The 23,722-nt window shown below is 71.3% G+C and carries 27 protein-coding genes; 13 read left to right on the forward strand and 14 right to left on the reverse strand.

From position 1 onward, the window contains the following. Positions 1-7: 7 nt before the first annotated feature. On the reverse strand, positions 8-970 hold the full coding sequence (locus tag ACQEU1_RS06810; protein ID WP_433197378.1) for an acyltransferase domain-containing protein: 963 nt from the start codon (positions 968-970) through the stop codon (positions 8-10). A 253-nt stretch (positions 971-1,223) separates the two neighbouring features. Here ACQEU1_RS06810 and ACQEU1_RS06815 point away from each other — a divergent pair, with 253 nt between their 5' ends. Genes ACQEU1_RS06815 through ACQEU1_RS06830 form a run of 4 tightly spaced genes read left to right on the forward strand, consistent with a single transcriptional unit; the run spans position 1,224 to position 5,351 of the window. Continuing rightward, positions 1,224-2,186: a Gfo/Idh/MocA family protein gene (locus tag ACQEU1_RS06815; RefSeq protein ID WP_433197380.1), complete on the forward strand. Its 963-nt coding sequence runs from the start codon at positions 1,224-1,226 to the stop codon at positions 2,184-2,186. Beyond that, positions 2,174-3,112: a Gfo/Idh/MocA family protein gene (locus tag ACQEU1_RS06820; RefSeq protein ID WP_433197382.1), complete on the forward strand. Its 939-nt coding sequence runs from the start codon at positions 2,174-2,176 to the stop codon at positions 3,110-3,112. Before ACQEU1_RS06815 ends, ACQEU1_RS06820 begins: the two co-directional genes overlap by 13 nt. Continuing rightward, positions 3,112-3,906, forward strand: a complete 795-nt coding sequence (locus ACQEU1_RS06825) for a Gfo/Idh/MocA family protein (RefSeq protein ID WP_433197384.1) — start codon at positions 3,112-3,114, stop codon at positions 3,904-3,906. Before ACQEU1_RS06820 ends, ACQEU1_RS06825 begins: the two co-directional genes overlap by 1 nt. Further along, a complete protein-coding gene (locus ACQEU1_RS06830; RefSeq protein ID WP_433197386.1) occupies positions 3,903-5,351 on the forward strand; it encodes a beta-N-acetylhexosaminidase in 1,449 nt (482 codons plus the stop codon). The genes ACQEU1_RS06825 and ACQEU1_RS06830 overlap by 4 nt, the downstream gene beginning before the upstream one ends. Here the strand turns inward: ACQEU1_RS06830 and ACQEU1_RS06835 are convergent. The 6 genes from ACQEU1_RS06835 to ACQEU1_RS06860 form a co-directional block, all read right to left on the reverse strand. After that, positions 5,341-5,700: a sunset domain-containing protein gene (locus tag ACQEU1_RS06835; protein ID WP_433197388.1), complete on the reverse strand. Its 360-nt coding sequence runs from the start codon at positions 5,698-5,700 to the stop codon at positions 5,341-5,343. The two genes, ACQEU1_RS06830 and ACQEU1_RS06835, sit on opposite strands and share 11 nt — an antisense overlap. A 9-nt stretch (positions 5,701-5,709) precedes the next feature. Next, positions 5,710-6,636 carry a hypothetical protein gene (locus ACQEU1_RS06840; RefSeq protein ID WP_433197391.1) on the reverse strand — a complete coding sequence of 309 codons (927 nt, stop codon included), beginning with the start codon at positions 6,634-6,636 and terminating at the stop codon, positions 5,710-5,712. A gap of 139 nt (positions 6,637-6,775) precedes the next feature. Beyond that, a complete protein-coding gene (locus tag ACQEU1_RS06845) occupies positions 6,776-7,294 on the reverse strand; it encodes a hypothetical protein (protein ID WP_433197394.1) in 519 nt (172 codons plus the stop codon). Next, entirely contained in the window at positions 7,287-8,393 is a 1,107-nt protein-coding gene (locus ACQEU1_RS06850; protein ID WP_433197396.1) for a hypothetical protein, read from the reverse strand. Before ACQEU1_RS06850 ends, ACQEU1_RS06845 begins: the two co-directional genes overlap by 8 nt. A 16-nt stretch (positions 8,394-8,409) precedes the next feature. Further along, on the reverse strand, positions 8,410-8,796 hold the full coding sequence (locus ACQEU1_RS06855) for a FixH family protein (RefSeq protein WP_433197399.1): 387 nt from the start codon (positions 8,794-8,796) through the stop codon (positions 8,410-8,412). Continuing rightward, positions 8,793-10,127, reverse strand: coding sequence for a hypothetical protein (locus ACQEU1_RS06860; protein WP_433197401.1), 1,335 nt, complete (start codon positions 10,125-10,127; stop codon positions 8,793-8,795). The genes ACQEU1_RS06855 and ACQEU1_RS06860 overlap by 4 nt, the downstream gene beginning before the upstream one ends. Before the next feature lie 135 nt (positions 10,128-10,262). Here ACQEU1_RS06860 and ACQEU1_RS06865 point away from each other — a divergent pair, with 135 nt between their 5' ends. Further along, complete coding sequence (locus tag ACQEU1_RS06865) at positions 10,263-11,396, forward strand: sensor histidine kinase (protein ID WP_433197404.1); 1,134 nt, start codon at positions 10,263-10,265, stop codon at positions 11,394-11,396. Continuing rightward, the gene (locus ACQEU1_RS06870; protein ID WP_433197407.1) at positions 11,393-12,049 is read left to right on the forward strand and encodes a response regulator; all 657 of its coding nucleotides are present in this window, start codon (positions 11,393-11,395) and stop codon (positions 12,047-12,049) included. The genes ACQEU1_RS06865 and ACQEU1_RS06870 overlap by 4 nt, the downstream gene beginning before the upstream one ends. A gap of 31 nt (positions 12,050-12,080) precedes the next feature. Here ACQEU1_RS06870 and ACQEU1_RS06875 read toward each other — a convergent pair whose 3' ends face one another. The 4 genes from ACQEU1_RS06875 to ACQEU1_RS06890 form a co-directional block, all read right to left on the reverse strand. Beyond that, positions 12,081-12,707: a hypothetical protein gene (locus tag ACQEU1_RS06875; RefSeq protein WP_433197409.1), complete on the reverse strand. Its 627-nt coding sequence runs from the start codon at positions 12,705-12,707 to the stop codon at positions 12,081-12,083. A gap of 96 nt (positions 12,708-12,803) precedes the next feature. Further along, on the reverse strand, positions 12,804-13,448 hold the full coding sequence (locus ACQEU1_RS06880; RefSeq protein WP_433197412.1) for a response regulator: 645 nt from the start codon (positions 13,446-13,448) through the stop codon (positions 12,804-12,806). Next, positions 13,433-14,488, reverse strand: a complete 1,056-nt coding sequence (locus ACQEU1_RS06885) for a hypothetical protein (protein WP_433197415.1) — start codon at positions 14,486-14,488, stop codon at positions 13,433-13,435. Before ACQEU1_RS06885 ends, ACQEU1_RS06880 begins: the two co-directional genes overlap by 16 nt. Continuing rightward, complete coding sequence (locus ACQEU1_RS06890; RefSeq protein ID WP_433197417.1) at positions 14,481-15,488, reverse strand: sensor histidine kinase; 1,008 nt, start codon at positions 15,486-15,488, stop codon at positions 14,481-14,483. The genes ACQEU1_RS06885 and ACQEU1_RS06890 overlap by 8 nt, the downstream gene beginning before the upstream one ends. A 104-nt stretch (positions 15,489-15,592) precedes the next feature. On the opposite strand from ACQEU1_RS06890, the gene ACQEU1_RS06895 reads away from it, so the two are divergent. Genes ACQEU1_RS06895 through ACQEU1_RS06905 form a run of 3 tightly spaced genes read left to right on the forward strand, consistent with a single transcriptional unit; the run spans position 15,593 to position 17,918 of the window. Beyond that, a complete protein-coding gene (locus tag ACQEU1_RS06895) occupies positions 15,593-16,150 on the forward strand; it encodes a VanZ family protein (protein WP_433197419.1) in 558 nt (185 codons plus the stop codon). 39 nt (positions 16,151-16,189) lie between these two features. Next, a complete protein-coding gene (locus ACQEU1_RS06900) occupies positions 16,190-16,855 on the forward strand; it encodes a response regulator transcription factor (RefSeq protein ID WP_433197421.1) in 666 nt (221 codons plus the stop codon). Next, positions 16,848-17,918, forward strand: a complete 1,071-nt coding sequence (locus ACQEU1_RS06905) for a sensor histidine kinase (protein ID WP_433197423.1) — start codon at positions 16,848-16,850, stop codon at positions 17,916-17,918. The genes ACQEU1_RS06900 and ACQEU1_RS06905 overlap by 8 nt, the downstream gene beginning before the upstream one ends. Here ACQEU1_RS06905 and ACQEU1_RS06910 read toward each other — a convergent pair. Beyond that, complete coding sequence (locus ACQEU1_RS06910; protein WP_433197425.1) at positions 17,893-18,096, reverse strand: hypothetical protein; 204 nt, start codon at positions 18,094-18,096, stop codon at positions 17,893-17,895. The two genes, ACQEU1_RS06905 and ACQEU1_RS06910, sit on opposite strands and share 26 nt — an antisense overlap. A gap of 243 nt (positions 18,097-18,339) precedes the next feature. Between ACQEU1_RS06910 and ACQEU1_RS06915 the strand changes: the two genes are divergently transcribed. The 4 genes from ACQEU1_RS06915 to ACQEU1_RS06930 are packed head-to-tail and all read left to right on the forward strand — an operon-like array spanning position 18,340 to position 20,122. Next, positions 18,340-19,395, forward strand: coding sequence for a M12 family metallopeptidase (locus ACQEU1_RS06915; protein ID WP_433197427.1), 1,056 nt, complete (start codon positions 18,340-18,342; stop codon positions 19,393-19,395). 11 nt (positions 19,396-19,406) lie between these two features. Then, positions 19,407-19,544, forward strand: a complete 138-nt coding sequence (locus ACQEU1_RS06920; protein WP_433197429.1) for a hypothetical protein — start codon at positions 19,407-19,409, stop codon at positions 19,542-19,544. Positions 19,545-19,557: 13 nt separating this feature from the next. Then, a complete protein-coding gene (locus ACQEU1_RS06925) occupies positions 19,558-19,815 on the forward strand; it encodes a hypothetical protein (protein ID WP_382441901.1) in 258 nt (85 codons plus the stop codon). Between the two features lie 4 nt (positions 19,816-19,819). Beyond that, positions 19,820-20,122, forward strand: coding sequence for a hypothetical protein (locus tag ACQEU1_RS06930; protein WP_433197431.1), 303 nt, complete (start codon positions 19,820-19,822; stop codon positions 20,120-20,122). Here ACQEU1_RS06930 and ACQEU1_RS06935 read toward each other — a convergent pair. Next, the gene (locus ACQEU1_RS06935; protein ID WP_433197433.1) at positions 20,119-21,480 is read right to left on the reverse strand and encodes an oxygenase MpaB family protein; all 1,362 of its coding nucleotides are present in this window, start codon (positions 21,478-21,480) and stop codon (positions 20,119-20,121) included. The genes ACQEU1_RS06930 and ACQEU1_RS06935 overlap by 4 nt on opposite strands. Positions 21,481-21,562: 82 nt before the next feature. Continuing rightward, on the reverse strand, positions 21,563-23,683 hold the full coding sequence (locus ACQEU1_RS06940) for a discoidin domain-containing protein (protein ID WP_433197435.1): 2,121 nt from the start codon (positions 23,681-23,683) through the stop codon (positions 21,563-21,565). Positions 23,684-23,722 lie beyond the last annotated feature (39 nt).

Genomic DNA, 23,722 nt, shown 5'->3' on the forward strand with positions numbered 1-23,722 from the left:
CGTGGGGTCAGGGAAGCGCGAGCCAGCCGCAGCCCTGGCGCCAGTGGCCGCCCGACTGGAGGTGGCTGACGATGGCGCGCTGCAGGGTGGTCTCGGTGGGGAGCTTTGCGAGGTCTCCGGTGCCGGGTGGGAGGTGGTAGACGAACTCCAGGACGTCGCTGTCGCAGTCCGGGGCCGGGCCGAACGTCGTCCAGCGGCGTTGGAACCGGACGATGTTCGAGGTCTCGGGCAGGTGGCCGGCGAGCTGCGGGTCGAGCAGCCACGAGCGGCAGGTGCCGTGCTCGTACCGCTCGTCCGGGAAGTGGGCGGCGAAGAACGGCCTGGCTCTGCGGAACGACTCGTCGCACGCTTCCGGTGTCATCGGCCCGTCGCCGGGGATGTGCACCTCCAGGACGGGCGTGCCGTCCTTCGGCCCGGTCTCGGACTCGCCCTCGTACTCGTCGACGGTGAGGACGGCGCGGTCGAACTGGAGCTTGCCGAGGCGGAAGAGCGTGCCGCGGAAGTGCCGGACCAGCCAGCCCTGCCGGTCGAAACCGCCGGTGTCGTAGTACTTGCGGTAGCTGACGACCTTGGCGCCGAGGTCCCGCACGGTCGCCTCGGTGACGTCGTACGGGATGTCCAGCCCGCGGTGCAGGGTGAGCAGCGACGGCAGCGCGAGCAGGAAGAGGTGGACGTAGAAGTACCTGCCCGCCTCGCCGAGCTCGGCCGGAGCGTTCTTCCAGCGGATCCGGTGGTTCGGGATCGGGTTCGGCGCGTACAGGACCTGGTGGCAGCGCAGCAGCGCCTCCCACAGCTCGGGTGTCCGGTGTGGACTCGGCAGCGTCGCCAGCACGCCGGGACGGTCGACGTCCGGGACGCCGAGCACCTCGAGCCGCCTCGCGGCCTCGTCCGTCGTCACCGGTTCCAGGTCCGGGACGTCGGCCCCGGGCTGTTTCAGCAGCGCGGCGATCCAGTCGCCGGTCTCGCTCATGGCGGCACCTGCTTTCGGAGATTCCTTCCCCGAAAAGGGAATGAATATGGCGTGTCTTGCCCTGGTTCGGCACATCATTATGTGTGACCTCCTGCACGTCAATGATTCTTCGCAGGTCACACGAACAGCTGAAGAATGACTACCGTGCGCTCATTCCCCCAGGTCCGAGGCTTGCCGTGCGTGAGGATTCATTCCTTCGAGCGCGGATTCATACCGTTGACTCGGCAATCGGCCGCGCATTTCAATGGACTGCATGCCCGCTCCCGTTCTCCGGCTCGCAGTGGCCGGGGCAGCGCATCCGCACGTCTCCTACGTCCTCGACGAACTCGCCCTCCGCACCGACGTCCAGCTCGTCGGCGTCAGCGACCCTGATCCGTCACTGGCCCGCTCGCTGGGCGTTCCCGCCTACCGCGACCACCTGTCGCTGCTCGCCGCCGAACGGCCTGATGTCGTTGCGGTGGCGGGCATCTACTCCGAGCGCGGCGCAGTTGTGGCCGACTCCTTGCGCGCCGGTGCTCACGTGCTGGCCGACAAACCCCTGTGCACCAAGCTGTCCTCTTTGGACGATATCGCCCGTGCTCAGGACGAGACGGGACGGTCCGTCTCGTTGCTGCTGGAGAAGCGCGGCCACCCCGGGACGCTGGCCGCGCGCTCGCTGCTCGCCGAGGGGACACTCGGTGCGTTGACGCTGGTGGCGGCCTCGGCGCCGCACAAGCTGAACCGCGACAGCCGGCCGTCGTGGTTCCTCGACCCCGGCACCTACGGCGGCGTGATCGGCGACCTCGCGGTGCACGACATCGACCTGGTGCTGTGGCTGTCCGGCGCTCTGGAGGGCACGGTCAGCGCGGTCGGTGGCCGGTGGCACGGCGCCGTGCTGCTGCGCGCCGGCGACGTGGCGGCGACGATCGAGGTCAGCTGGCTGACGCCCGCCTCGGCTCCGTGGCACGGCGACTACCGCATGCGGCTGACCGGCACCAGCGGGACCGCGGACCTCTTGTGGTCGCGGGAGGAACTCGTGGCCGAGACGCACGACCGTCCGTTGTGGAGCGTCGCGCTGCCCGGCGGCGAGCGCCCAGCCGCCGCCGCGCTGGACGCGTTCGTGGCGGGCGTGGAGCCGCCGATCAGCACGGCGGCGAGCCTGCTGGCGACCCGGATCGCCCTGCTGGCCCAGGACAGCGCGGACAACTCGGGGGTGGTGCACCGATGGGCGGCCTGAGGTTCGCGCTGGTGGGAGCCGGGGTGATCGGGGAGGTGCACGCCGGCCTCATCGCCGCGTCGGCCTCGCTGACCGCGGTCGTGGACAACGACCTGGAGCGGGCGCGCCGCATCACGTCCGCGTTCGGCGGCACCCCGCTGACGTCGCTGACCGAGGCGTTCGACCTGGTCGACGCGGTGAGCGTCTGCCTGCCGAGCGGTGCCCACGCCGACGCCGCCGTGCGCGCGTTGCAGGCGGGCAAGCACGTCGTCATCGAGAAGCCGATCGACATCACCCTGCCGGCGGCGGACCGGATCATCGCCGCGGAACGCGCGTCCGGCCGCACCGCCGCCGTGGTCAGCCAGCGCCGGTTCCAGCCGGAGGCCGTTGCGGCACAACGGCGCGTGGCCGCCGGCGAACTGGGCCTGGTCACGTCGGGGATCGCCGAGTCGACGTTCTGGCGGCCCCAGTCGTACTACGACGCCAAGCCGTGGCGCGGCACGTGGGCGCTGGACGGCGGCGGGGCGTTGATGAACCAGGGCATCCACGCCGTGGACCTGTTGCTGTGGCTGATGGGCGAGCCCGTCGAGGTGCTGGCCCGCGCCGCCTGCCTGGCGCACGACCGGATCGAGGTCGAGGACACCGTCGCCGCCGTGGTGACGTTCGCGAGCGGCGCCCTGGGCACGATCACCGCGACCACCGCCGCCAATCCCGGCCACCCCGTCCGCGTCGCGGTGCACGGCGACCGCGCCAGCGTGGTGATCGGCGAGGGCGACGCGCTCGACGTCGCCCACCTGGCCCAGTACACCGACTTCTTGGAGGCCGTCCAAGAAGGCCGCCCTCCGCTGGTGACGACCGCGGACGCCCGTCGAGCCCTCGCCGTCGTGCTGGCCGTCTACGAGTCCGCCCGAACCGGCACCCCCGTCGCGCTGAACGGAGACCTCTAGTGCGCATCGGCATCATCGGCACCGAGAACAGCCACGTGGACCACATCGTCGACCACCTCGCGGCCGGGCCGTCCCGCGTGGTGGCGCTCAGCGGCGGGGACACGCCGCGCAACAGGGCGTTGCAGGCCAAGGGATCCCCGGGTCTGAGCCTGGTGGACCGGCCGGAGGACCTGCTGGGCCTGGTCGATGCGGTGGTCGTGGCCGACCGCCACGGCGATCTGCACCGCGCGCACACCGTCCCGTTCCTGCGCGAGGGCCTGCCGGTGTTCGTCGACAAACCCCTGGCCTGCACCGTCGAGGACGCCTCCGCGATCATCGCCAAGGCGCAAGCCGGGAAAGCCCCGCTGACGTCGTTCTCCGCCCTGCGCTGGCTACCCGCCGTCGACGCACTCGCGGCCGCGGGCCCGTTCCGACGCGTGGTGGCGTCCGGCCCGGTCGATCCAGCCAGCCCGTACGGCGGCATCTTCTTCTACGGCATCCACCCGGTGGACGTGGCTCTGCGACTGGCGCCTGGTCACGTGTCCTCGTGCGACGTGACCCGGTCGGCCGACCGGATCGTCGTGACGGCCGAGGTGAGCACGACGGAGGTCGAGATCAACCTCCTGCTCGGCGACGCCCCGTTCACCGTCTCCGCCGACTCCGCCACTCAGGTGCTGGAACTCGACGAGCACTACTTCGTGCCGGGCCTGGAGGCGTTCCTGACCATGGCCTCCACCGGCACCGCGCCCGTCAGCCACGACGACCTCCTGCGCCCGATCCACCTGCTCGCCGCCACCGCGAAGGCCATCGCATGATCATCCCCAAGCCGCTGCACCTCGTCCGCTCCCCCGGCACCTACCGCCCGTCCGCGATCGCGGCGACCGGTGACGCTCTGGCCGCGGCCCAGCTCCTCCAGTCCTCCGTGACCCTGCCGTTGTCCCCGGACGGGGACGTCGTGCTGGAGGCGTCCGGCTCGGGCGAGGCCTACACGCTCTCCGTGACCGAGTCCGGCATCCGCCTTCGTGGCTCGGTCGCAGGCCTCTTGCACGCCGTCCAATCGTTGCGCCAACTGATGTCCCACGGCCCCGACGTGCCGTTGGTGGAGATCCGCGACGAACCCCGCTTCGCCTGGCGCGGCGTGATGCTCGACGTGGCCCGCCACTTCCAGCCGGTGTCCTACCTGCACCGCCTGGTGGACCAGATCGCCCTGTACAAGTTCAACGTCCTGCACCTGCACCTCACCGACGACCAGGGCTGGCGGATGCCGATCGACCGCTACCCCGCCCTGACCTCGACCGGCGCGTGGCGCACCGAGAGCATGATCGGCCCGGCCGGCAGCACCACCTACGACAACACCCCGCACGGCGGCGCCTACACCAAGTCCGAACTGCGTTCCCTGGTCGCCCACGCCGCCTCGCTGGGCGTCACCGTCGTCCCCGAGATCGAGATGCCCGGCCACGCCCGAGCGGCCCTCGCCGCCTACCCGGACCTGGGCAACTTCCCGTCGCGCCCGCTACCGGTGTGGACGGGCTGGGGCGTCTCCGAAGCGCTGTTCGGCGTGCAGGACAACACCTTCAGCTTCCTGCACGACGTGCTCACCGAGGTGATGGAGGTCTTCCCGTCCCCGCACGTCCACATCGGCGGCGACGAATGCCCGGCCGTCGAGTGGCTGACCAGCGAGCCGGCCGCCGGCCGCGTCATATCGGAGGGCCTGCCGGACGCCACCGCGCTGCACGGCTGGTTCCTCGGCCGGATCAGCGAGTTCCTGGTGTCGCACGGCCGTCACCCGATCTGCTGGGACGACGGCGAGAACCCGCACGGCCTCCCGCCAGCCGCCGCTGTGATGATCTGGCGGGACCCGAAGCACGGCCTCGAAGCCGCCCGCCGCGGCCACCACCTGGTGATGGCCCCGTTCCGCAGCACCTACCTCGACCACCCGCAGAGCGACGGCGACGAACCGCCCGGCCAACCGGCCGCCGTCGTGTCGCTGGAGGACGTCTACCGCAACGAACCGGTGCCGCCCGAGTGGGACGCCGAGTGCGCGGCGAGGGTGCTCGGCACGCAGGGCCAGCTGTGGACCGAGTTCGTGCGCACCCCGGAACACGCCGAGTACCTGGCGTTCCCACGCCTCTGCGCACTGGCCGAGTCGGCGTGGTCGGCGGACCGGTCCTGGCCGGACTTCCTCGACCGCCTCACCGTGCACGCGCCGATGCTCGCCCAGATAGCACCGCACCACCGCCCGTTGGCGGTCAGGCCTTGATGCGGCCCTTGGTCGTCCACATGCGATAGCCCGCCGACACGGCCTCGGCCTCCGAGCCGAACGCCATGTCGCCCTTCATCCGCCGGTAGTAGGGCGAATCGGGCGTGTGGTAGACCATCGTCTTCGAGTTGCCCTTGACCGGCAACGGTTCCGGCGCGGGGTGCTTCGGGGCGACGGGCTGTTCGGCGATCACCACCTGCTCGGCGGCCGGGCGCGGGGCCGGCAGGGCGAGGCGGGTCTTCGGGCGCTCGGGCTGCAGGCGGTTGCGCACCGACAGCCACGTCACCAGCACGCCCACGGCGAAGGACGCGAGGCACAGCAGGAACATCTGCGAGAACAACCAGAGCACAGGACTCTCCTAACGGACTGCGACGTCGACCTGGCGGGTGGCGGGGTCGTACTCGCCGCCGGGGGCTGGACGGGTCTCGATGGCGATCAGCGCGGGGGACACTCCCTGGCCCACCAGGACGTCGCGGACCATCTCGCCGCGCGTCCTGGCCATGACCGGGTCGGTGCCGTGGGCCACCAGGGTGATGGAGGCGCGGGGTGCTACCAGCAGCATGCGGCCCACGCGTTGGATGAGCACGGTGCCGTGGCCCTCGTAGGCGGTGGTGCCCTGCACGAAGCGGATGGCGCCGTTGCCGTTGACCAGGCGCGAGATCGAGTCGTGCAACGCCTCGACGTTCAGGTCGCCGGCGGTGGTGGACGGGCCCACCTCGATGCGGTCGGTGACCTGCAGGCCGTTGGCCGCCTGCTTGACGGCGTCACGCACCGCCGAGGCGCGCTCCTCGTCCGGTACGCGGGCGGCGACCACGACCTGTCCGTTGTGGACGGTGGTGGTCACGTCGGACACCTTGGCGGACAGGGCGGCGGTGACGACCCTGCCGATCACGGCCGGTGGGATCGGCAGGGTGCCGCCCAGCCGCAACGCGGCGGTGACGTGGTGGCCGTCCGACTGGACGGCTTCGATGAGGGCGCGGCGCTCGGTGTCGTCGGCGACGGCGCCGGACACCAGGATCTCGCCGCCGCGCACGGCCACGAGGAGCTGTTCCGGCTCGGCCTGCCGCACGTCCGCGCTGCCGACGCCGGACACGTCGGACACCACGGCCCGCACGGCGTCGACCGAGCGCGGCGACACCTCGCTGACCACGACGGACCGGCCCTCGACGGCGACGACGCCGTGGTAGCCGGCCTTGCCGAGCGCCGCACGCACTTCGGCGTGCAGGTCCCGCTCGATGCCACCGCCGTAGACGAACACGCCGGTGGCGGCGAGCAACGCGGGCACCAGGAGCCCGCCAATCCAAACCGCGTGAGGCAAACGCACGGCGAACTGGCTACCGAACCTCGACTCCGGAAATCCAGCTCGTACAGCCATTCGGGCAGAACTTCACCCGGTCAGGTGGCCGGGTGAAGTCCGCACCGGGTCAGTCCACCACGGTCCGCGTCCGGCGCCACGCGATCACGATCAACGCGATCAGGCCGAAGAGCGGGATCGTGCTGATCGCCCAGGACAGGCCCATCGGCGGGCCGGGCTGTTCCATCACCTGGAGGTTCCTCAGCTCGCCGCTGCCGGGTCCGGCGGGGCCGTCGACGTCGAACTTCATCGACCAGGTGCCCTGCTCGGGCAGCGCGAAGATGTCGAGCCCCCACACCTCGCGCTTGCGGGGGTGCCGCGCGAGCGGGCTGTCGTCGGCCTCCTTGCCCTCCCGGTACAGGGTGAGCGTGCCCTTCTTGCCGTCGATCCCGTTCTCCGGCGCGAAGGTGAAGTCCAGCGACTGCATGGCCTTCACCGGCCACGTGCTGAAGCCGATCGTCAGGTCGTACGGTCCGGCCTGCACCTTCTCCGTGTGCACGACGTTGACGGGTTCGAACGCCAGCGCAGGACTGGCGAGCCCGAACAGCAGCGCGGCCGTGCCCGCGAGTGCCAGCAGGGTCTTACGCATGGCTGTTGTCCTTTGCTGGTGCGAGGTGACGGAGCATGTGGCCGAACCGCCTGCCGAGCATCCCGGCCAGCGCGCCGAACACCGCGCCCGCGACGACGGTGGCGATGTAGCGCTCGGCGGCGGGGAACCCGGCGCCGTAGGTGATCATCCGCTGCACCGGCGAGAGCGCCGTGATGATCACGCCGCCGACCACGCCCACGATCCACGCGGGCAGGCCGCGCAGCAGTTCCACGGCGACCGCGACGAGCAGCAGGCTCATCGGGATCATGTTCGGCAGGCCGGGCACGCCGTCGACGTAGTCGCGCAACGGCAGGCCCGTGGCGTCGGCGTAGAGCTCGGTCGCCCACGGCGAGAACCACCAGAACACCGCCTGCAGCACCGCGACCACGACCCCGACGGCGATCGCGCCGCCGCGCCGGTTGAGCACGTAGGCGCCCATGAACAGGATCATCACCGAGAAGAACGCGCTGCCGGCGCTGACCGTGTTGACCGGGCCGCCCGGCAACGCGCGCAGGCCGAGCACGGTGACCATGCTGAACGCGAGCAGCGTGCCCGCCGCGCCGGCGACGCCGTAGACGCCCCAGCCCTGGTCACGGGCGACCGCGAAGATCATGACCGCGCCGACCATGGTGATCGAGATCGACAGCAGCAGGCCGATGTGCGGCGGCGAGTCGATCACCGCGTCGAACCCGTACAGGCCGTGCCACCACTGGTCCCACAGGCCGTAGACCAGGAACAGCGCGGCGCCGATGCCGGAGACCAGGTAGCCGACGGGCGCGGAGAACGTGCGGCCGAAGACGCCGACCGCGCGGCCGCCGACCAGCGGGTCGATCTCCTTCTCCCGCCGGGCGTTCGCGGTCGTCAGCAGCACGACGGCGAGGCTCGCCAGGCCGGAGATCGCGCTGCCCGCGTACAGGAACAGGTGCGGCATGGTGAAGAACGTGTCCGGACCGACGTCGCTGTGCCACTGGATGTCCCAGGTCAGGCCGATCAACGAGAGCAGGGTGCCGCCGAGCACGACGCTCGCCGGGACCAGCCCCCTCGGCACGGTCCGCGACGATGACACCGAAGTCGCCGCGGTGATGTCCGCTGTGGTCAAGGTTCTTCCTCCCCCTTCAGGTGAGCAGCAGCGGGATGACGACCCGCTCGCCGCGCAGTGACACGGTGATTTCCCATTGGCCCGGCATGGTGAGGTCGACGCCCGCGACCCGGTACCGGCCGGGTGCCTGCGCCGCCGCCGTGATCGGGGCGAGCGCGTGGCCCATCTGCGGCATCGCCGGTTCGACCGTGACGTCGCCGTCGGCGGCGTTGCCGGAACGATCGGTGATGCGCAGGTCGAACGCGTTGCTGCCGGACCTGGTGCTGTCCGGGGTGAGCTCGAACCGCAGGTCGCTGCTCTCGGCGAGGTGCGGCTGGGCCTCGACCGTGCGCGGCCACAGCACCACCACCGCCGCGACCACCGCGAGAACGCCCGCGACGACCGCTATGACTGATCGCTTCACTTCACAGCCGCCTTCCCCGCCTGCACCTCGACGGTCCTGGGCACGGTCACGACCGAGTAGTCGCGTTCGACCTGGATCCACACGAGGTACTTGCCCGGCAACGGAAACGAGTAGGTGAACGGCACGTCCGGCCCGTACGCGGCGACGCTCTCGTCCGGCTGGTCGGGCATCCCCGGCCGGGGCGGGAGCATCGAGTGCACGTGCGCCCAGATCGGCGCGGTCGCGGGGCCGTCGGTGATCGGGCCGACGACGATCATGTGGCCGAGCATGCCCAGCCACGGCTGCAGGTCGCGCTCGCCGAACTTCGCGGTGATCGTGCTCGGCCGCCCGGCCTCGCGGATCTCCATCGCCGTATCGGCTTTCCCGTCGTGCTCGGCGATCACGCCACCTCCGGCAACGTCCACACTGGACCGCAGCAGTTGCACTCCCCCGCCTCGGCGGGCGATCTCCGCGGCGATCGCGTGCACGCCCTGTTCGGGGTCCTGCAACCGCGCCCGGTACTCGCCGGGCGCGGTGCGGACCGGGTGCAGGTGGCGCAGGTGCCCGGACGATGACACCACGACCAGGTGGACGAACGCGCTGTCGTGCACGAGCAGGTCGTCGACCGGCCGTCCGGACGAGCCGTCGGTCAGGCTCAGCACCAGGTCCCGGCCGTCCATCCGCGGCACCAGGTTCACCGGCGGCCGCGAGAAGTCCACAATGGAGTTTCGCTCGTACGGGTTCATCACGGTGTCGTAGGTCGGGTCCAGCTGCGTGCCGGGCGCCGGAACCGGCGGGATGCTCGGCGAGAGCAGCGCCGCCGTCACCCCCACCGCGATCGCCGCGACCATCCCGGCCGTGGGCACGAGCGCGAACCCGGGTTTGCCCAGCACCGCCAGCAGGAGCGCTGCCAGCAGCAGCACGCCCGCCGCGATGAACCCGCCGTAGGTGGCGTTCTCCCAGGGCGACGGCACGAGAGCGGGCACGACGAACGGGATCGTCGCCTCGTCGACCGCGAGCTCCCACGGACCGGGCCGGTCCACGTACAGCCGGCCGGAGTAGAACCCCGGCGTGGCACCGAGAACCACCTTGGTGTCACTGGACTGAGCCCCGGCCGAGCGCAACGTCAAAGACAGCTCGCCGGCCGGGGTGCCGGCGTGCGTCACGACGTCCACGTGCACCGGCCCCGGCACCTCCGCGACCCGCCGGATGATCACCGTGAGGTCGCGGTCGCCGAGGCTCTGCGCGACGTGGACGTCGGCACCGTTCTGGGCGCCGTCGGCCAGTGCGGGGGACGCGACCGCGAAGATCGCCCCCAGCACGAGCAGCATGGTCACAACACGTCGTTTCATCGCGACCGAACGTATCGATCATGCCCGGCCCCGCGCGTCACTGCCGAGACTGAAACCGGGTCCCCCGCGCGGGGGACCCGCGACCCCTGCGAAGCGGGAGGTTCTCAGGGACCCCATGGGGCAGTATTCAGGGCGATGGATCTCGTCAAACTTCCCCTGAAGCACCAGTCGTGGCTGGTCGCGGCCGTGTGCATGGTCGTGGACGGCGGGTTCGTGCTGCTCGACTGCGAACCGATGCCTCAAACCGTGGTTGTACTGCTGATGACGCTCGCCGTGGACGCGATGCTGGCCGGTCCCGCGCGCCTGTCCCTGTGGGTGGCGGTGGCGCAGGCCGCCGTCCCGGTGATCGTCCTGCTCACGTGGTTCAACGGCGCCGACTCCAACGACGCCGGCCTGCTGATCGCCGGCTACCGCGCCGGGGCGTGGCTGCGTGGCGTGCCCGCGTGGGCGGCGCTCGGGGTGCTCACCGCGAGTCTCATGGCCACCATGTTCATCAACGGCCACGGCCTGCTGGTCGCCGTGCTCGTCGCGGGCAAGGGCGCGCTGCTGCCGTGGCTCGTCGGCCGCTACACCACGGCCCGCCGCGCCTACCTCGCCGAACTGGAGAAGCAGTCGGCGATGGCGGAGAAGGACGCGAAGGCGGCGGTCACGAAGGCGGTGACCGAGGAACGCGGCGCGATAGCCCGCGACCTGCACGACGTGATCATCCACCACGTGAGCGCGATCAACCTGCACGCCGGCGCCGCCCGGCTCGGCACGCCCGAGGGCAACCCGAAGCTGATGACGTCGTTGCGCGCGGTCGAGACGTCCAGCCGCGCGGCCATGGTCGACCTGCGGCACCTCCTGGACCTGTTGCACGGCGACAAGTCCGAGGGTGCGCGGCAACCGGGCCTGGACAACCTCGACGAGCTGCTCGACAACATCCGCGCGGCGGGCACCCCGGCCCGGCTGGAGGTGAGCGGGCACCGGCGGGACGTGCCGGAGTCGTTGGACATCACGGTCTACCGGATCATCCAGGAGATGCTGACCAACGCCCTGCGGCACGGCGACGCGTCCGGCGTGACCGTGACGCTGGAGTACGGGCCGGACTCGCTGACCGTCGCCGCGCAGAACGTCGTCGGACCCGTCGACGACTCGGGTTCGGTGCGCCGCGGGCTCGTCGGGATCCGCAACCGCGCCGGCATGTTCGACGGCACCACCCGGTCAGGACTCGAAGCGGACGGCCGCACCTGGCGCACCGTCGTCACGTTCCCCCTGGAGGCGTCATGACGCTGTCGGTGCTGCTCGCCGACGACCACGCGATGCTGCGCTCGGGCATGCGCGCGATCTTCGACACCCAGGACGACCTGCAGTGCGTCGCCGAGGTCGCGGACGGCCACGCGGCGGTGGCCGAGGTCGCGCGGCTGCGGCCGGACGTCGCGGTGCTCGACATCCGGATGCCGAAGCTCGACGGACTCGGTGCCACGGAACGGATCCTCGCCGATCCCGGCAACCGCACGAAGGTCCTGCTGCTCACCACGTACGACACCGACGAGTACGTCTACCGCGCCCTGAAGGCAGGTGCCAGCGGGTTCCTGCTGAAGTCGCTGCCGCCGGAGGAGCTGATCTCGGCGGTGCGGGTGGCTGCGCGCGGGGACGCGTTGATCGACCCGTCCGTGACGCAACGGCTGATCGCGAGGTTCGCCGTCAGCCTCGCCCCTCCCCCGACGCCGCCAGAGCTGGCACTGCTGACCGCGCGCGAACGCGAGGTGCTCCAGCTCGTCGCGGCGGCGCACAGCAACGCGGAGATCGCCGCACGGCTACACGTCGGGGACGAGACGGTCAAGACGCACGTGTCCCGCGTGCTGGCGAAACTCGGGCTGCGGGACCGGGTGCACGCCGTGGCGTACGCGCACATGAACGGGCTGGTGCAGAACCGCTGAGCCGCGGGGACCCCTCGTCGTACCCCGCGGCTCAGCTCTCCCAGACCACCGGCGACTTGCCGTAGTCGCCGCGGTTGTACTCGCCGCCCGTGACCGCCGAACCGTCCGGCGCCGCGGTCAGCACGCAGGTCTCGTAGGTCTCGCCGGCCGACTTGAACGTCCTCGGGGCGCTGGTGGAGTCGCACTTCGGGGTGTCGCCGCTGATGATCACGCCGGTGCCCTTGCCGTCGGTGCCGAGGCCGCGCAACGAGACCGAGGTGTAGCTGAGGTCCGTGCCGCTCAGGTTCTCGACCTTGACGCGCAGGTAGAACGGCGTGACGTTCTTGGCCTTGTCGCCGAACTTCGCCAGATCCTCCTTGGCGCCCGCCTCGATGGCGGTGAGGGTGAGGGCGATCGTGCCGGTCTTGTCGCCGGAGGCCATCGGGAGGACGGCGCGGGCGCCGACCTTGAGCTTGGTGCCGGGTGCGGTGACGTCGCCGCCCGCCGCGACCGGGGTGTCCTGCTTCGAGGAGCTCGTGGGGCTCGTCGTGCCGGTCGTGCTCTCGGGCGTCGTCTGCGTTGCGGCGGTGGGTGTTCCGGTGGTCTCCGCACCGCAGGCCGTCACCAGCAGGGCCGAGGCCACGGCGGCGATGAACAGGGGGCCACGGGCGTGCGTCACTGGCGGAACTCCATCCGGCTGCGGAACCTGGGGATGCCCAGCAGGTTAGGCCGGATGCCGCAGCGGCGGTATCGGTCGATCACACCACACGCCGGGCTAGAGGTCGTCGAGGCCGATCAGGCCGTCCTGGATCGCCCTCGCCACCAGCGCCGCCTTGGTCGGGGCCTGCCTGCCGATCGCCGCGTACTTCACCCGGATCCGCTCCAGGTGGGAGTTGACCGTGCTGAGCGTGATGTTCAGGCGTTGCGCCACGAACTCCTTCGACTCGGACTGGAACCACTCGACCAGCACCTCGGTCTCGCGCGGCGACAACGCGGGCCGCGTCTCGCTCCTGTCCCCCGCCAGCGCGCCCGCGAGGGCCGGCGGCGTGTACGACTGGCCTTGTGCCGCCGCCTTGACGGCCTGCACGAGGTGGTCGGCGCCCTCGGCCTTGGTCAGGTAGCTGAGCGCGCCGATCTCCAGGCACTGCAACGCGATCTCGTCGTCCGAGCGCATCGAGTAGACGATGACGCTGCGGCCGTCCTCGACCAGCTTGCGCAGTTCCGCGACGGCCGGGGTGACGCTGTTGAGGTGCAGGTCGAGCACGACGACGTCCGCCGTGGCACCGGGTCCCCGCCACGCCACCTCGGGGTCCTCGCCGGACGCCACGAGCTCGATGTCCGCGGTGGACAGCCAGTGCGCGACGCCCGCCCGCACCACGGGGTGGTCGTCGACCAGCACCGCCGTCACGCCGTCCGCCATCGCGCCTCACTCCTCACCAGTCCGCTGTGGACACTCGTCTCGACCGTCACCACGGCCGGCTCTCCCGCTTGCGGCAACGCCTCCGGCGCGTCCGCCACCACCGCCACCCGCACCTCGGTGGCCGTCCGCAGCAGACTCACCTTCGCACGCCCGTGCGCGACGGCCAGAGCCTGGGCCATCGGCGCGACCAGCTCTCGCCTGATCTCCGTCGGCACCGGGGTGGCCGTGCCGCTGACCGCGAGCTGGACCACGACGCCCCGCCGTTCGGCCACGTCCACGCACGCCGTCAGCTCGTGCAGCAACGGGTCGGGCACGTCGTCGTTCTCCGCGAACAACCTGCGCAGCTGCACCGCGGCCACCGAACACCTGAGCCTGGTCTCCTGCTCCTCGACGCTCGCGCGTTCATCGGCGAGGTCCGCCAGCAACGGCAGCAAGGCGCCCAGCTGCCCTTCGAACCCGGCGCGCAGGTCCTGTTCCCGCCTGCGGGCGAGCTCTTCGCGGGTGCGGGCGGCGTCGTGCTCGGCCGCGGCCTCGGCAGCCAGCCGCGCGTCGCGGTGCAGCACGCGGGTGATCACCAGCACGCCGAGCTGGAAGCTGGTGCCGCTGAGGATCACGACCCCCGCCGTGCCGGCGTCGCCGTTCCCGTCGTGCGCGAACCAGGCGACGCTGAAGCAGATGTGCGCGGCCAGCGCGGCGATCAGCGCCGGCGGCCGGTCGACCAGGACGAGCAGCAGGTACCAGCCGACCAGTCCGAAGCCCCAGTCGGCGGGGCCGAGCGACGCCCCGTCCGGCAGCGCGGTGGTCGCGAGCACGGACGCGGCGAGGGGCGCGACCGCGAGCCAGGGCGGGACGGACGGGTGCCCGGCGGCCACGTAGGCGGCGACGGGGACGAGCACGGCGGTGAGCAGGGCGTAGGCGACCCACGAGAGCTGACCGTGGGGGTGGTCGAGGAGCTGGGGCAGCATCAGGACGAGCTGGATGGCGAGGACCACGACGAGCAGGACCCGCCGGGTGATGGTGAGAACCGCGTCGTCAGCCACGGGGCCACTCCAGCCGAACCCTCGTCCCCCGCCCCGGCGCCGACTCGACCACGGCCGTCCCTCCGACCGCCGCCATCCGCCCGGCCACCGACCCCTTCAACCCCCGGCGGTGTTCCGGCACGTCGGCGGGTTCGAACCCGCGGCCCTCGTCCGCCACGACCACCACCCCCGGCGACACCTCGAGGTCCGCCCGCCCGGTCCCCGCGTGCCGTTCGACGTTGGTCAGCAACTCCCGCACGGCCCGCACCAGCGCCAGCGCCACCCCGGCCGGCACCGGCACGACCGGAGCCTCCACCCGCACCTCGACCCCGGAGTCCCGCGCCACCGCCGACAACGCGGCCCCGAGGTCGACGGTCCCCGGCACGTCCCGCTCGGCCAGCACCACCAGGTCCCGCCGGGCCTGCGCCGCCACCTCGCCGGGGTCGCCGCCGTGCGCCGCCATCAGGAACGTCGACGCGGCCGTGTCGTGCAGCAACGCCAGGTACTCGCGCTCCCGGCGGACCTGGTCCAGGGCCACGGCGGCGGCCCGGCTCTGCGCGGCGGCCCGTTCCCGCAGCGCGTCGACCCGCCTGCTCGACCGGCGCAGCAGCTCGTAGGCGAGGCGCGCGAGCACCGACTCGAGGACCGCGCGCACCAGCACACCCGGTCCCGTGGTCACGACCTGGACGGCGAGCAGCACGGCCGTCGCGGGCACGGTGACCTTGAGCGGCCACTGCCACTGCCAGGTGATCAACGTGGAGGTGAGGACGGTCAGCACCCACTGGTCGGCGTCCGCGCCGAGCAGCACCGACAGCAGCACGACCCGCAGGAACGCCACCGGCAGCGCCACGCGGGGCAGCCGGAAGTCGGCGACCGTGCTCAGCGCGACCACGGCGAACAGGCCCCAGCCGAGGGCCGAGTTGAGCGAGAACGCGCCGAAGAGGCTGATCAGCGCGACGCCGGCGCCGCGGACGGGCCCCGCGAGGCGCGACACGGTCGCAAGCAGTCTCGCCTCCAGCACGCTCGCATTCTGCACATATCGTCCGCGTATCCAAAAACGCGTACGCCCCGGCAACGCGCGCGCGGCTTCACTGGGCACCTTCACGACCGGAAAATGGAGAGAGCGTGCTCAACACCTGGCAGGAGTGGGTCGGAACGGAGACCGGGGTGGTGCTCCTCTCCGCGATGGCGCTGCCGGTCGCCCTGCTGACCGTGCCGTTGCTGGCGCTGCGCCGGAAGCGCGGGACCGGGCGGTGGCGGACGGCGCTGGCCGACGTCGGGATGGTCTACGGGACCGTGCCGTGGGTCTGGGTCATCATGCTGCCGGGTGCGGAGCCGGGGACGGCCGGCGAGCTGAGCCTCGTGCCGTTCGCGGACATCGCCGACCTCGTCGCGCACGGCGACAAGGGGCAGATCATCGGGAACATGCTGGTGTTCGCCGCGCTGGGGTGCTTCGCGCCGTTGCGGTTCGAGAGGCTCAGGTCGGTGTGGCGGGTGTTCGTGTTCGCGGCGGCCTGCTCGGCGACGCTGGAGGTGCTGCAGTTCGTGCTGCTGCTCGACCGGGTGTCCTCTGTGGACGACGTGCTGCTCAACGCGACCGGTGCGGCGCTCGCCTCGGTGCTGTCCTGGTTCTGGTGGCGGCCGAGGAAGGTCAGCGAGGAACGGCAGCTGGTCGCCGTCTAGATATGCGCGCGATATGTGCCGCTGCCTAGGCTGGGCCGCATGCGCGTGCTGATCGTGGAGGACGAGCCGTTCCTGGCCGAGGCGGTCAGGGACGGGCTGCGGCTGGAGGCGATCGCCGCCGACATCGCGGGCGACGGCGACACCGCGCTGGAGCTGCTGAGCGTCAACTCCTACGACCTGGCCGTGCTCGACCGCGACATCCCCGGGCCGTCCGGGGACGAGGTGGCGCGGCGGATCGTGGCGTCCGGCAGCGGCATGCCGATCCTCATGCTCACCGCGGCCGACCGGATCGACGACAAGGCGTCGGGGTTCGGGCTCGGCGCGGACGACTACCTCACCAAGCCGTTCGAGCTGCGCGAACTGGTGCTGCGGCTGCGGGCGCTGGCCCGCAGGAGGGCGTACGCGCGACCGCCGATCAGCGAGATCGGCGGGCTGCGGCTCGACCCGTTCCGGCGGGAGGTGTTCCGTGACGGGCAGTACGTGGCGCTCACCCGCAAGCAGTTCGCGGTGCTGGAGGTGCTGGTCGGTGCCCAGGGCGGGGTCGTGAGCGCCGAGGAGCTGCTGGAACGCGCGTGGGACGAGAACGCCGACCCGTTCACCAACGCCGTGCGCATCACGGTCTCCGCGCTGCGCAAGCGGCTGGGCGAGCCGTGGCTGATCGCGACGGTGCCGGGGGTCGGGTACCGCATCGACGCGGATGCGTAGACCGCCCGGCCTCAGCGCCCGGATGAAGCTCACCCTGAGCTACGCGGGCATCGTGATCGTGTCCGGCGCGGTCCTGCTGGTGCTGGTGTGGTTCTTCCTGCTGCGGTACCTGCCGGACAAGCCGCAGGGACTGATCGGGATCAGCCCCAACCGCGCGCTGCTCACCATGATCTTCGGCCGCGTCGCCGCCGTCGCCATGGTCGCGCTGGTCGCGTTCGGGCTCGTCGGCGGCTGGCTGCTCGCGGGCAGGATGCTGGCGCCGCTGCACAAGATCACCGACGCCGCCCGGCTGGCCGCGCAGGGGTCGCTGGCGCACCGGATCCGGTTGCCGGGCAAGGCAGACGAGTTCCGCGAGCTGTCGGACGTCTTCGACACCATGCTGGAACAGCTCGAGTCGCACGTCGGGGAGCAACGCCGGTTCGCCGCCAACGCCTCGCACGAGCTGCGCACGCCGCTCGCGATCTCGCAGTCGTTGCTCGACCTGGCGCGGCGGGACCCGGCCCAGGTCGACGGCGAGCTGCTCGACCGGCTGCACACCGCGAGCCGCCGCGCGATCGACCTGACCGAGGCGTTGCTGCTGCTCAGCCGCGGCGAACGCGGCACGTTCCAGCGCGAGCCCGTCGACCTCTCCCTGATCGCCGAGCAAGCGGCGGAAACCCTGCTGCCCCTGGCCGAACAGCGCGGCGTCACGCTCGACGTCACCGGCGAGCACGCTCCCACGACCGGCTCGCCGGAGCTGTTGCTGCGGGTGGTCACGAACCTCGTCCAGAACGCGATCGTCCACAACGTCCCCGGCGGCTCGGTGACCGTCCACGCCGAACCACAGCACCGGGCCTGCGTGCTGCGCGTCGAGAACACCGGCGGACACCTGCCGCCCGACCTCGTGCCGACACTCGCCGAACCGTTCCAACGCGGGTCGCGCATCCGCACCGACGACCACGCCGGTGTCGGGCTGGGCCTCGCGATCGTGCACAGCGTCGTGCGCGCCCACGACGGCGCGCTGGATCTCGCGCCACGCAGGGAAGGCGGCCTGCGCGTCACGGTCCGGCTGCCCAGCGCGTGAGCGCCGGCTCGATCTCGGCGAAGAACGCCGACTTGGCACGCGTGTAATCGTCGTGGTCACCCCGGCACCGCGCGTCGCGGTGCACGCAGGGCGAGTCAGGCCGGGATCCGCGTGCCGGCACGAACGGCGTCGCGGCCAGATCCGGCAGGCACACCTGGAGGTCCAGGGTCGGCGTCACACCCAGGCGCGGCGCGGACGTGCACCCGACGCGCTCCTAGCCGAATCCCTCCGCTGCAGGCGGCATCGAGAACACCGCGCGCACCTTAGGCCGAACGGGGAGGTCGCCGTCCGGCGCTTTCCTGTTACAGCACCACTTTGCACAGTCCATCAACTCCGCGGATGCCACGGAGGCTTTCGACCCTACGGCCGCAATGCGTTCCCGGCGCACGATTGTTCGTCCGCACGCGAAGGGGAGGGAACGATGACCGAACCGAAGGACGGGGTGTCCGGGAGCGGCCAGTTCCGCGTCGGCCCCGAGCTGCTGACCGGATTGATCGAAACGGGCGGGCAGGGCGCGAAGGCCGTCCAGTACACCGTGGTCGACGGGGCGCCGATGGTCGAGGGTGACATCGTGCTCACCCTCGTCCAGGAGGGCGAGATCCACGCCGCGGGTGTCATCATCCCCGGTCAGCAGTTCCGGTGGCCGGGTGGGCTGGTGCCGTTCGAGATCGACCCGGCCCTGCCCGACCAGGCCCGCGTGCACAACGCGATCGCGCATTGGGAACGCAACACGCGCATTCGTCTCGTGCCGCGGAACCCGGCGGACAACGCGCACCGGAACTTCGTCCGATTCCAGCCGGGCGGTGGTTGCAGCTCGCCCGTGGGCATGCGCGGAAACCAGCAGAACATCACGCTGGCGGCGACCTGCCCGACCGGCGCGACCATTCACGAAATCGGGCACAGCGTCGGCCTGTGGCACGAACAGAGTCGTGAGGACCGGGGCAACTTCGTCACGATCGACTTCACGAACGTGCAGCAGCAGAACGCGCACAACTTCAACCAGCACATCACCGACGGCGACGACGTCGGCCCGTACGACTACCACTCGATCATGCACTACCCGCGGCGCGCGTTCGCGATCGACACCAGCCGCGACACGATCACGCCGACCCAGAACGTGGACATCGGCCAGCGGGAGGGCCTCAGTCCCGGCGACTGCGCGGCCGTCCGCGCGATGTACAGCGGTCTCGAACCGGCGGCGGTGTTCCGCGGCGTGCAGTTCACCGGTTCCGTTCCGGCCGGCGGGACAAAACGCTGGTTCACCCACAGCTGGCCCGCGCACTGGTACGTGCTGTGGACCGTCGTGCCGACCGCACCCGTCGTCGACGGCAACGCGCAGGTCGAGTGGACGACGCAGGTCACGCGGCAGTCCGGCGGACTGCTCAAGTACTTCATCACCATCACGAACCTGACCGGCGGCCCCGTCGACGTCGAGGCCCGTTACGACGTGCTCGGCTGGTCGCCGGGCGCCCTGTGAGAGGAGCAGCCGTGAGCGCCGACTTCGACGGCGGGCCCGCGCCCGCTTCGTTGGACGACCTGACCGAGACCCTCGGCGTCCCCGACGACGACGCCGACGTCCCGCTGGAGGCCGAGGACGCCGGCCCCGCCCCGGAACCCGAAGCGTGAGAGGAGAACCGCGATGAGACTGGGAGTGCAGTTCCGCGGACAGGTGCCCGGCGGTACGTCGCGGCGCTGGTTCACGCACAGCTGGCCGGAGGGCTGGCGGGTCGTGTGGATGGTGGTGCCGACGTGGCCGATGGTCGACGGCAACCCGCAGATCGAGTGGAAGGTCCAGGTGGACCGGCAGGCGGCCGGGCTGCTCAAGTACTTCATCGAGATCCGCAACCTCACCGGCGGCCCGGTGGACTTCGAGGCGCGCTTCGCCGTGCTGAACTGACGGCGTGCGCGGCACCGTCGTGATCCCCGCCGGCACCCCCGCGTTCGGGCGGGCGGTGCTGCGGGTGCGGCTGCTCGACGTCACCCTGGCCGATGCCGCGGCGGTCACGAAAGCCTCGTACGACAGGGAGTTCTCACGAGAGGCGACCGGCGAGCAGCGGGTGCCGTTCGAGCTGGACGGCGAGGGCGGGGACGTCGCCGCGCACGTGGACGTGAGCGGCGACGGACGGGTGAGCCGCGGAGATCTGGTCACGACCAGGGCCGTGGAGGCGGTGGACGGGGCGACGGTCCCGGTGGAACTCGCCTAAACGCGGCCGAGCAGGTGGCGAGCCGCCTCGAAGTCCCTCTCCCCCACCAGGAACTCCCGCACCGCCTGCTCCAGCTCGTCGCCATGCACCGTGCCGTCCCCGTCGTGGTCGAGCTCCCGCAACGCCGCGATCAGCTCGTGCCGGCGCGGGCTGTGGTCGAGCAGCCGGGTGTACTCGGCCTGCCGCACCTCGCCGTTGCCGTCGCGGTCGATCAGCCGGCGCACCACGGCCGCCACCGCGCCGTACCCGCGTTCCCGGTCGGCCTCGCCGGGATACGCGCGGTCCGCCAGCGCCACCGCGTAGGCCGCCTCGGTCACGCTGCCGTCCAGCGGCGTTCCGGTCGCCCCGGCCAGTTGCTCCCACCAGGAGCGGAAGGCGTCGTGGACCGCGTCCTCGTCCTTCTCGTCGAGGTCCAGGTGGGTGCTGAGCTCCCGCGCCATGGCCAGCAGGTCGCTCCACCGCAGCACGCCGTCACCGCTCTGGTCCAGCACGGTGCGGAAGAACGACTCCGGCACCACGGCCTGGGCCGGCGTCTCCGCCGCCCTGATCGAGGCCGCCGCCAACGGCATGTACCGCCACGGTTTCGGCAGCACGTCGGTGATCATCCGGACGGCCAGGTGCAGGCCGTTCACCACGAGCTCGGAGCCCGGCACCGAGGCCAGCCGCAGCCGTTCGCGGTAGGCGCGCGGCAGGGTGGCGGTCGTGGCCTGGACGGCGGCGGTGACGACGGCGAACCGCAGCGGCGACCACACCAGGCCGGGGATCGGCAGGCCGGAAGGCGGCGGGATGCGGTAGATGCTGCCGGACAACAGGTCCCGGACCGTCGCGTTGTCCTCCAGCACCTCGGCGGTCACGTGGTCGAAGTAGGCCTGGAACTCCTGCGTCGTCGCGGGCAGGTCGTCCTCGCGCAACCCGAACCGGCGGCCGACGCGGCGCCACTCGTCGTAGAAGCGGCCGGTCTCCTCCGACGACAACGGATCGCCGCCGAGGCGTTGCATGGTCAGTACCGCCTCGAACAACGTCAGGTGCACCCACGCCCTGGCCTTCGTGTCACCCGCGTCGTACGCACGGCCGTAGCCGTCGGTGCCCTGCATGCGGCGGTGGAGGCGTTCGAGGCGGGCGAGCTCACGGCGCTGTTCGGACGGACTTCCGTACACGTACGTGTGCAGGCTTTCGATGGTGCGGAACAACCTCCGCCACGGCCGTGCGTTGTATACGGAGTATTCGGCAACGGCGGCACCCACGGCGGGATGGGCCGCTTGCAACACCAACGCGCGGTGCATCACGAGCAGGTACCGCCACTGGCCCAGGCGTTCCCACGTGCTCGATCCCGGCCCCAACGCCACGTCGACAGTCATTGCGCCGAAGCTAGTCATGACGTCGGGGCCGGAGAACGACATTCACCTCATGCGGTCACGGATTCCACCCGGTCGCCGCAACTCACCGCCGGTACACGCCGAACTCGTACAGCGAGTAGCCCCAGCCGGTTCCGCGCTGGGTGGCGTGCAGCCGGACGTACCGGCCGGTCGCCGTGACGTCGATCGAGTCGACGCCGCCGTTGCCGGTGGTGGTGCCGTACACCGAACGCCAGTTGTTGCCGTCGTCCGAGACCTGGATCTCGTAGGCACGGCCGTAGGCGCCTTCCCACACCAGCTGCACGTGCTGGAACGTCGTCACCGCGCCCAGGTCGACCCGGAGCCACTGCGGGTCGGCCCAGTCGGTGGCCCAGCGGGAGGACTGGTTGCCGTCGACCGCGTTGGACGGCGGGAACGGCGCCCCGTCACCGACCTGCTGGTACGACGAAGCGGTGGTCGGCTTGCCCTGAGCCACGTTCGTGCCCGCCGGTTGCGGCGCCACGACCCGGACCGACTTGGTCTCGATGCCGATGTTGCCGCGCCCGTCCTCGGCCATCACGTACACCTTCCACACCCCGAGCCGGTCGGGCGCGGTGACGGTGAGGCGGTTGCCGTTCACCTGCACGGGCGCACCAGCGAGTCCGCCGCTGTTGTCGATGTACTTGCTGTTGAACGCCGCCGACCAGGTGATCGCGTCACCGTTCGGATCCGACGCGGCCACGTCGATGTTCAACGGGGCACCGGCCGCGATGGTCTGCGGCAGGTTCATCGCGGAGATCACCGGCGGGGTGTTGGAAGGCGTCGCACCGCCGAACGCCCGCTGCACCGAGTAGAACGACAACCGCTTCTTGCCCGCCGGCGTCAGGTTGAACCACACAGCGCCGAAGTCGTACTCCGTGCCGTAGTGGAACAACGTGCCACCGAACGAAACCCCGGTGTGGCCGATGATGCAGTTCCACGCCTGGGTGTAGCCGTCGCGCTTCTGGATGTCGGTCGGCTCGGCCGGAACACCGTTGGCGTCGTTGGGAACCTCCCACTCACCGGCGGGTCCGGCCTCGGTCAGGATGTACGGCTTCGTGTAGCCACCGGAGATCCAGTCCTGCCGCACCTTGCACACGTTCCCGTACGAGTTCACCGAGTACAGGTCCAGGTCGGGCGTGTGCGCCTTCAGGTAGACCCAGGCGCCGGTCCACGCGTCCGTGTTCGTCACCGGGTGGTTGGTGTCGATGGCGTGGATGGCCCGCGCGGCCTCGTTGATGTATTTGGCGTACTCGACGCGCTGCGTCTCCAGCTCGGCGCCCGAGTAGCAGTTCTGCAGGCCGAGGATCGACTCGTTGCCGACGTTCCACATCAGCACGCCGGGGTGGTCCTTGTACGTGGTGACCCACTGCCGGATCTGCCCGAGCATGTCCGCCTTGTAGGCCGTGTCGGTCACGTAGTTCACGCAACCACCGGAACCGGGACCGCCGCCCGGCTGCAACCAGAACCCGTTGATCACGCGGAGTCCGTTGGCCGCGGCGGCGTCGAGCAGCGGACGGGTCGACGCGTCCGTGCCCCACGTGCGCAACGTGTTGACGCCCATGGACTTCAGCTCCGGCATGTACCGGGCGGCGTCGGCGGCGGGCGGACCCCAGGTCAGGCCCTTGACCGTCCACGGCTGACCGTCGACGGTGAGCCGCCAGTTGCCCTGCGAGCCGGTCACGCGCACGCCGGAGCCGGGCTGCGGGTTCGAGCCTCCCTGTTCGCCGAAGACGCGGAACTCCCACAGCGAGACGCCGTAGCCGTTCGCGCGCTTGGTCGCGTTCATCCGGACGTAGCGGCCGGTGCCGGACACGTCGAAGCCCTGGTTGCCACCGGTGCCGCCGACGACGGAGCGCATCGTGGTCCACGAGTCGCCGTTGTCGGACACCTGGAGCTGGAAGTCGGTCGCGTAGGCGCCCTCCCAGTTGAGCTCGACGCGGGTCACCGTCGAGGTGGCGCCGAGGTCGACGCGCAACCACTGCGGGTCGCTCCACGTGCTCGACCAGCGCGTGCCGGGGTCGCCGTCGACCGCGGCCGTGGCCGGAGTGCCGGAGCCCTCGATCGACGACGCGGTGACGGGTTTGCCTTGGGACAGCAGCGAGGGCGCGGCACTGGCCGGGCCCGGCACGACTGCGAGTCCCACCAGCACGGCGATGACCGTGCCGGCAGAGCGGAGGCGGTACATGGCGTCTCCTGCAGGGGAAGTGAGGGGGTTGAAGTGCGG

Origin of the sequence: Lentzea sp. CA-135723 (assembly GCF_050936595.1) — a bacterium.
GTDB lineage: Bacteria > Actinomycetota > Actinomycetes > Mycobacteriales > Pseudonocardiaceae > Lentzea.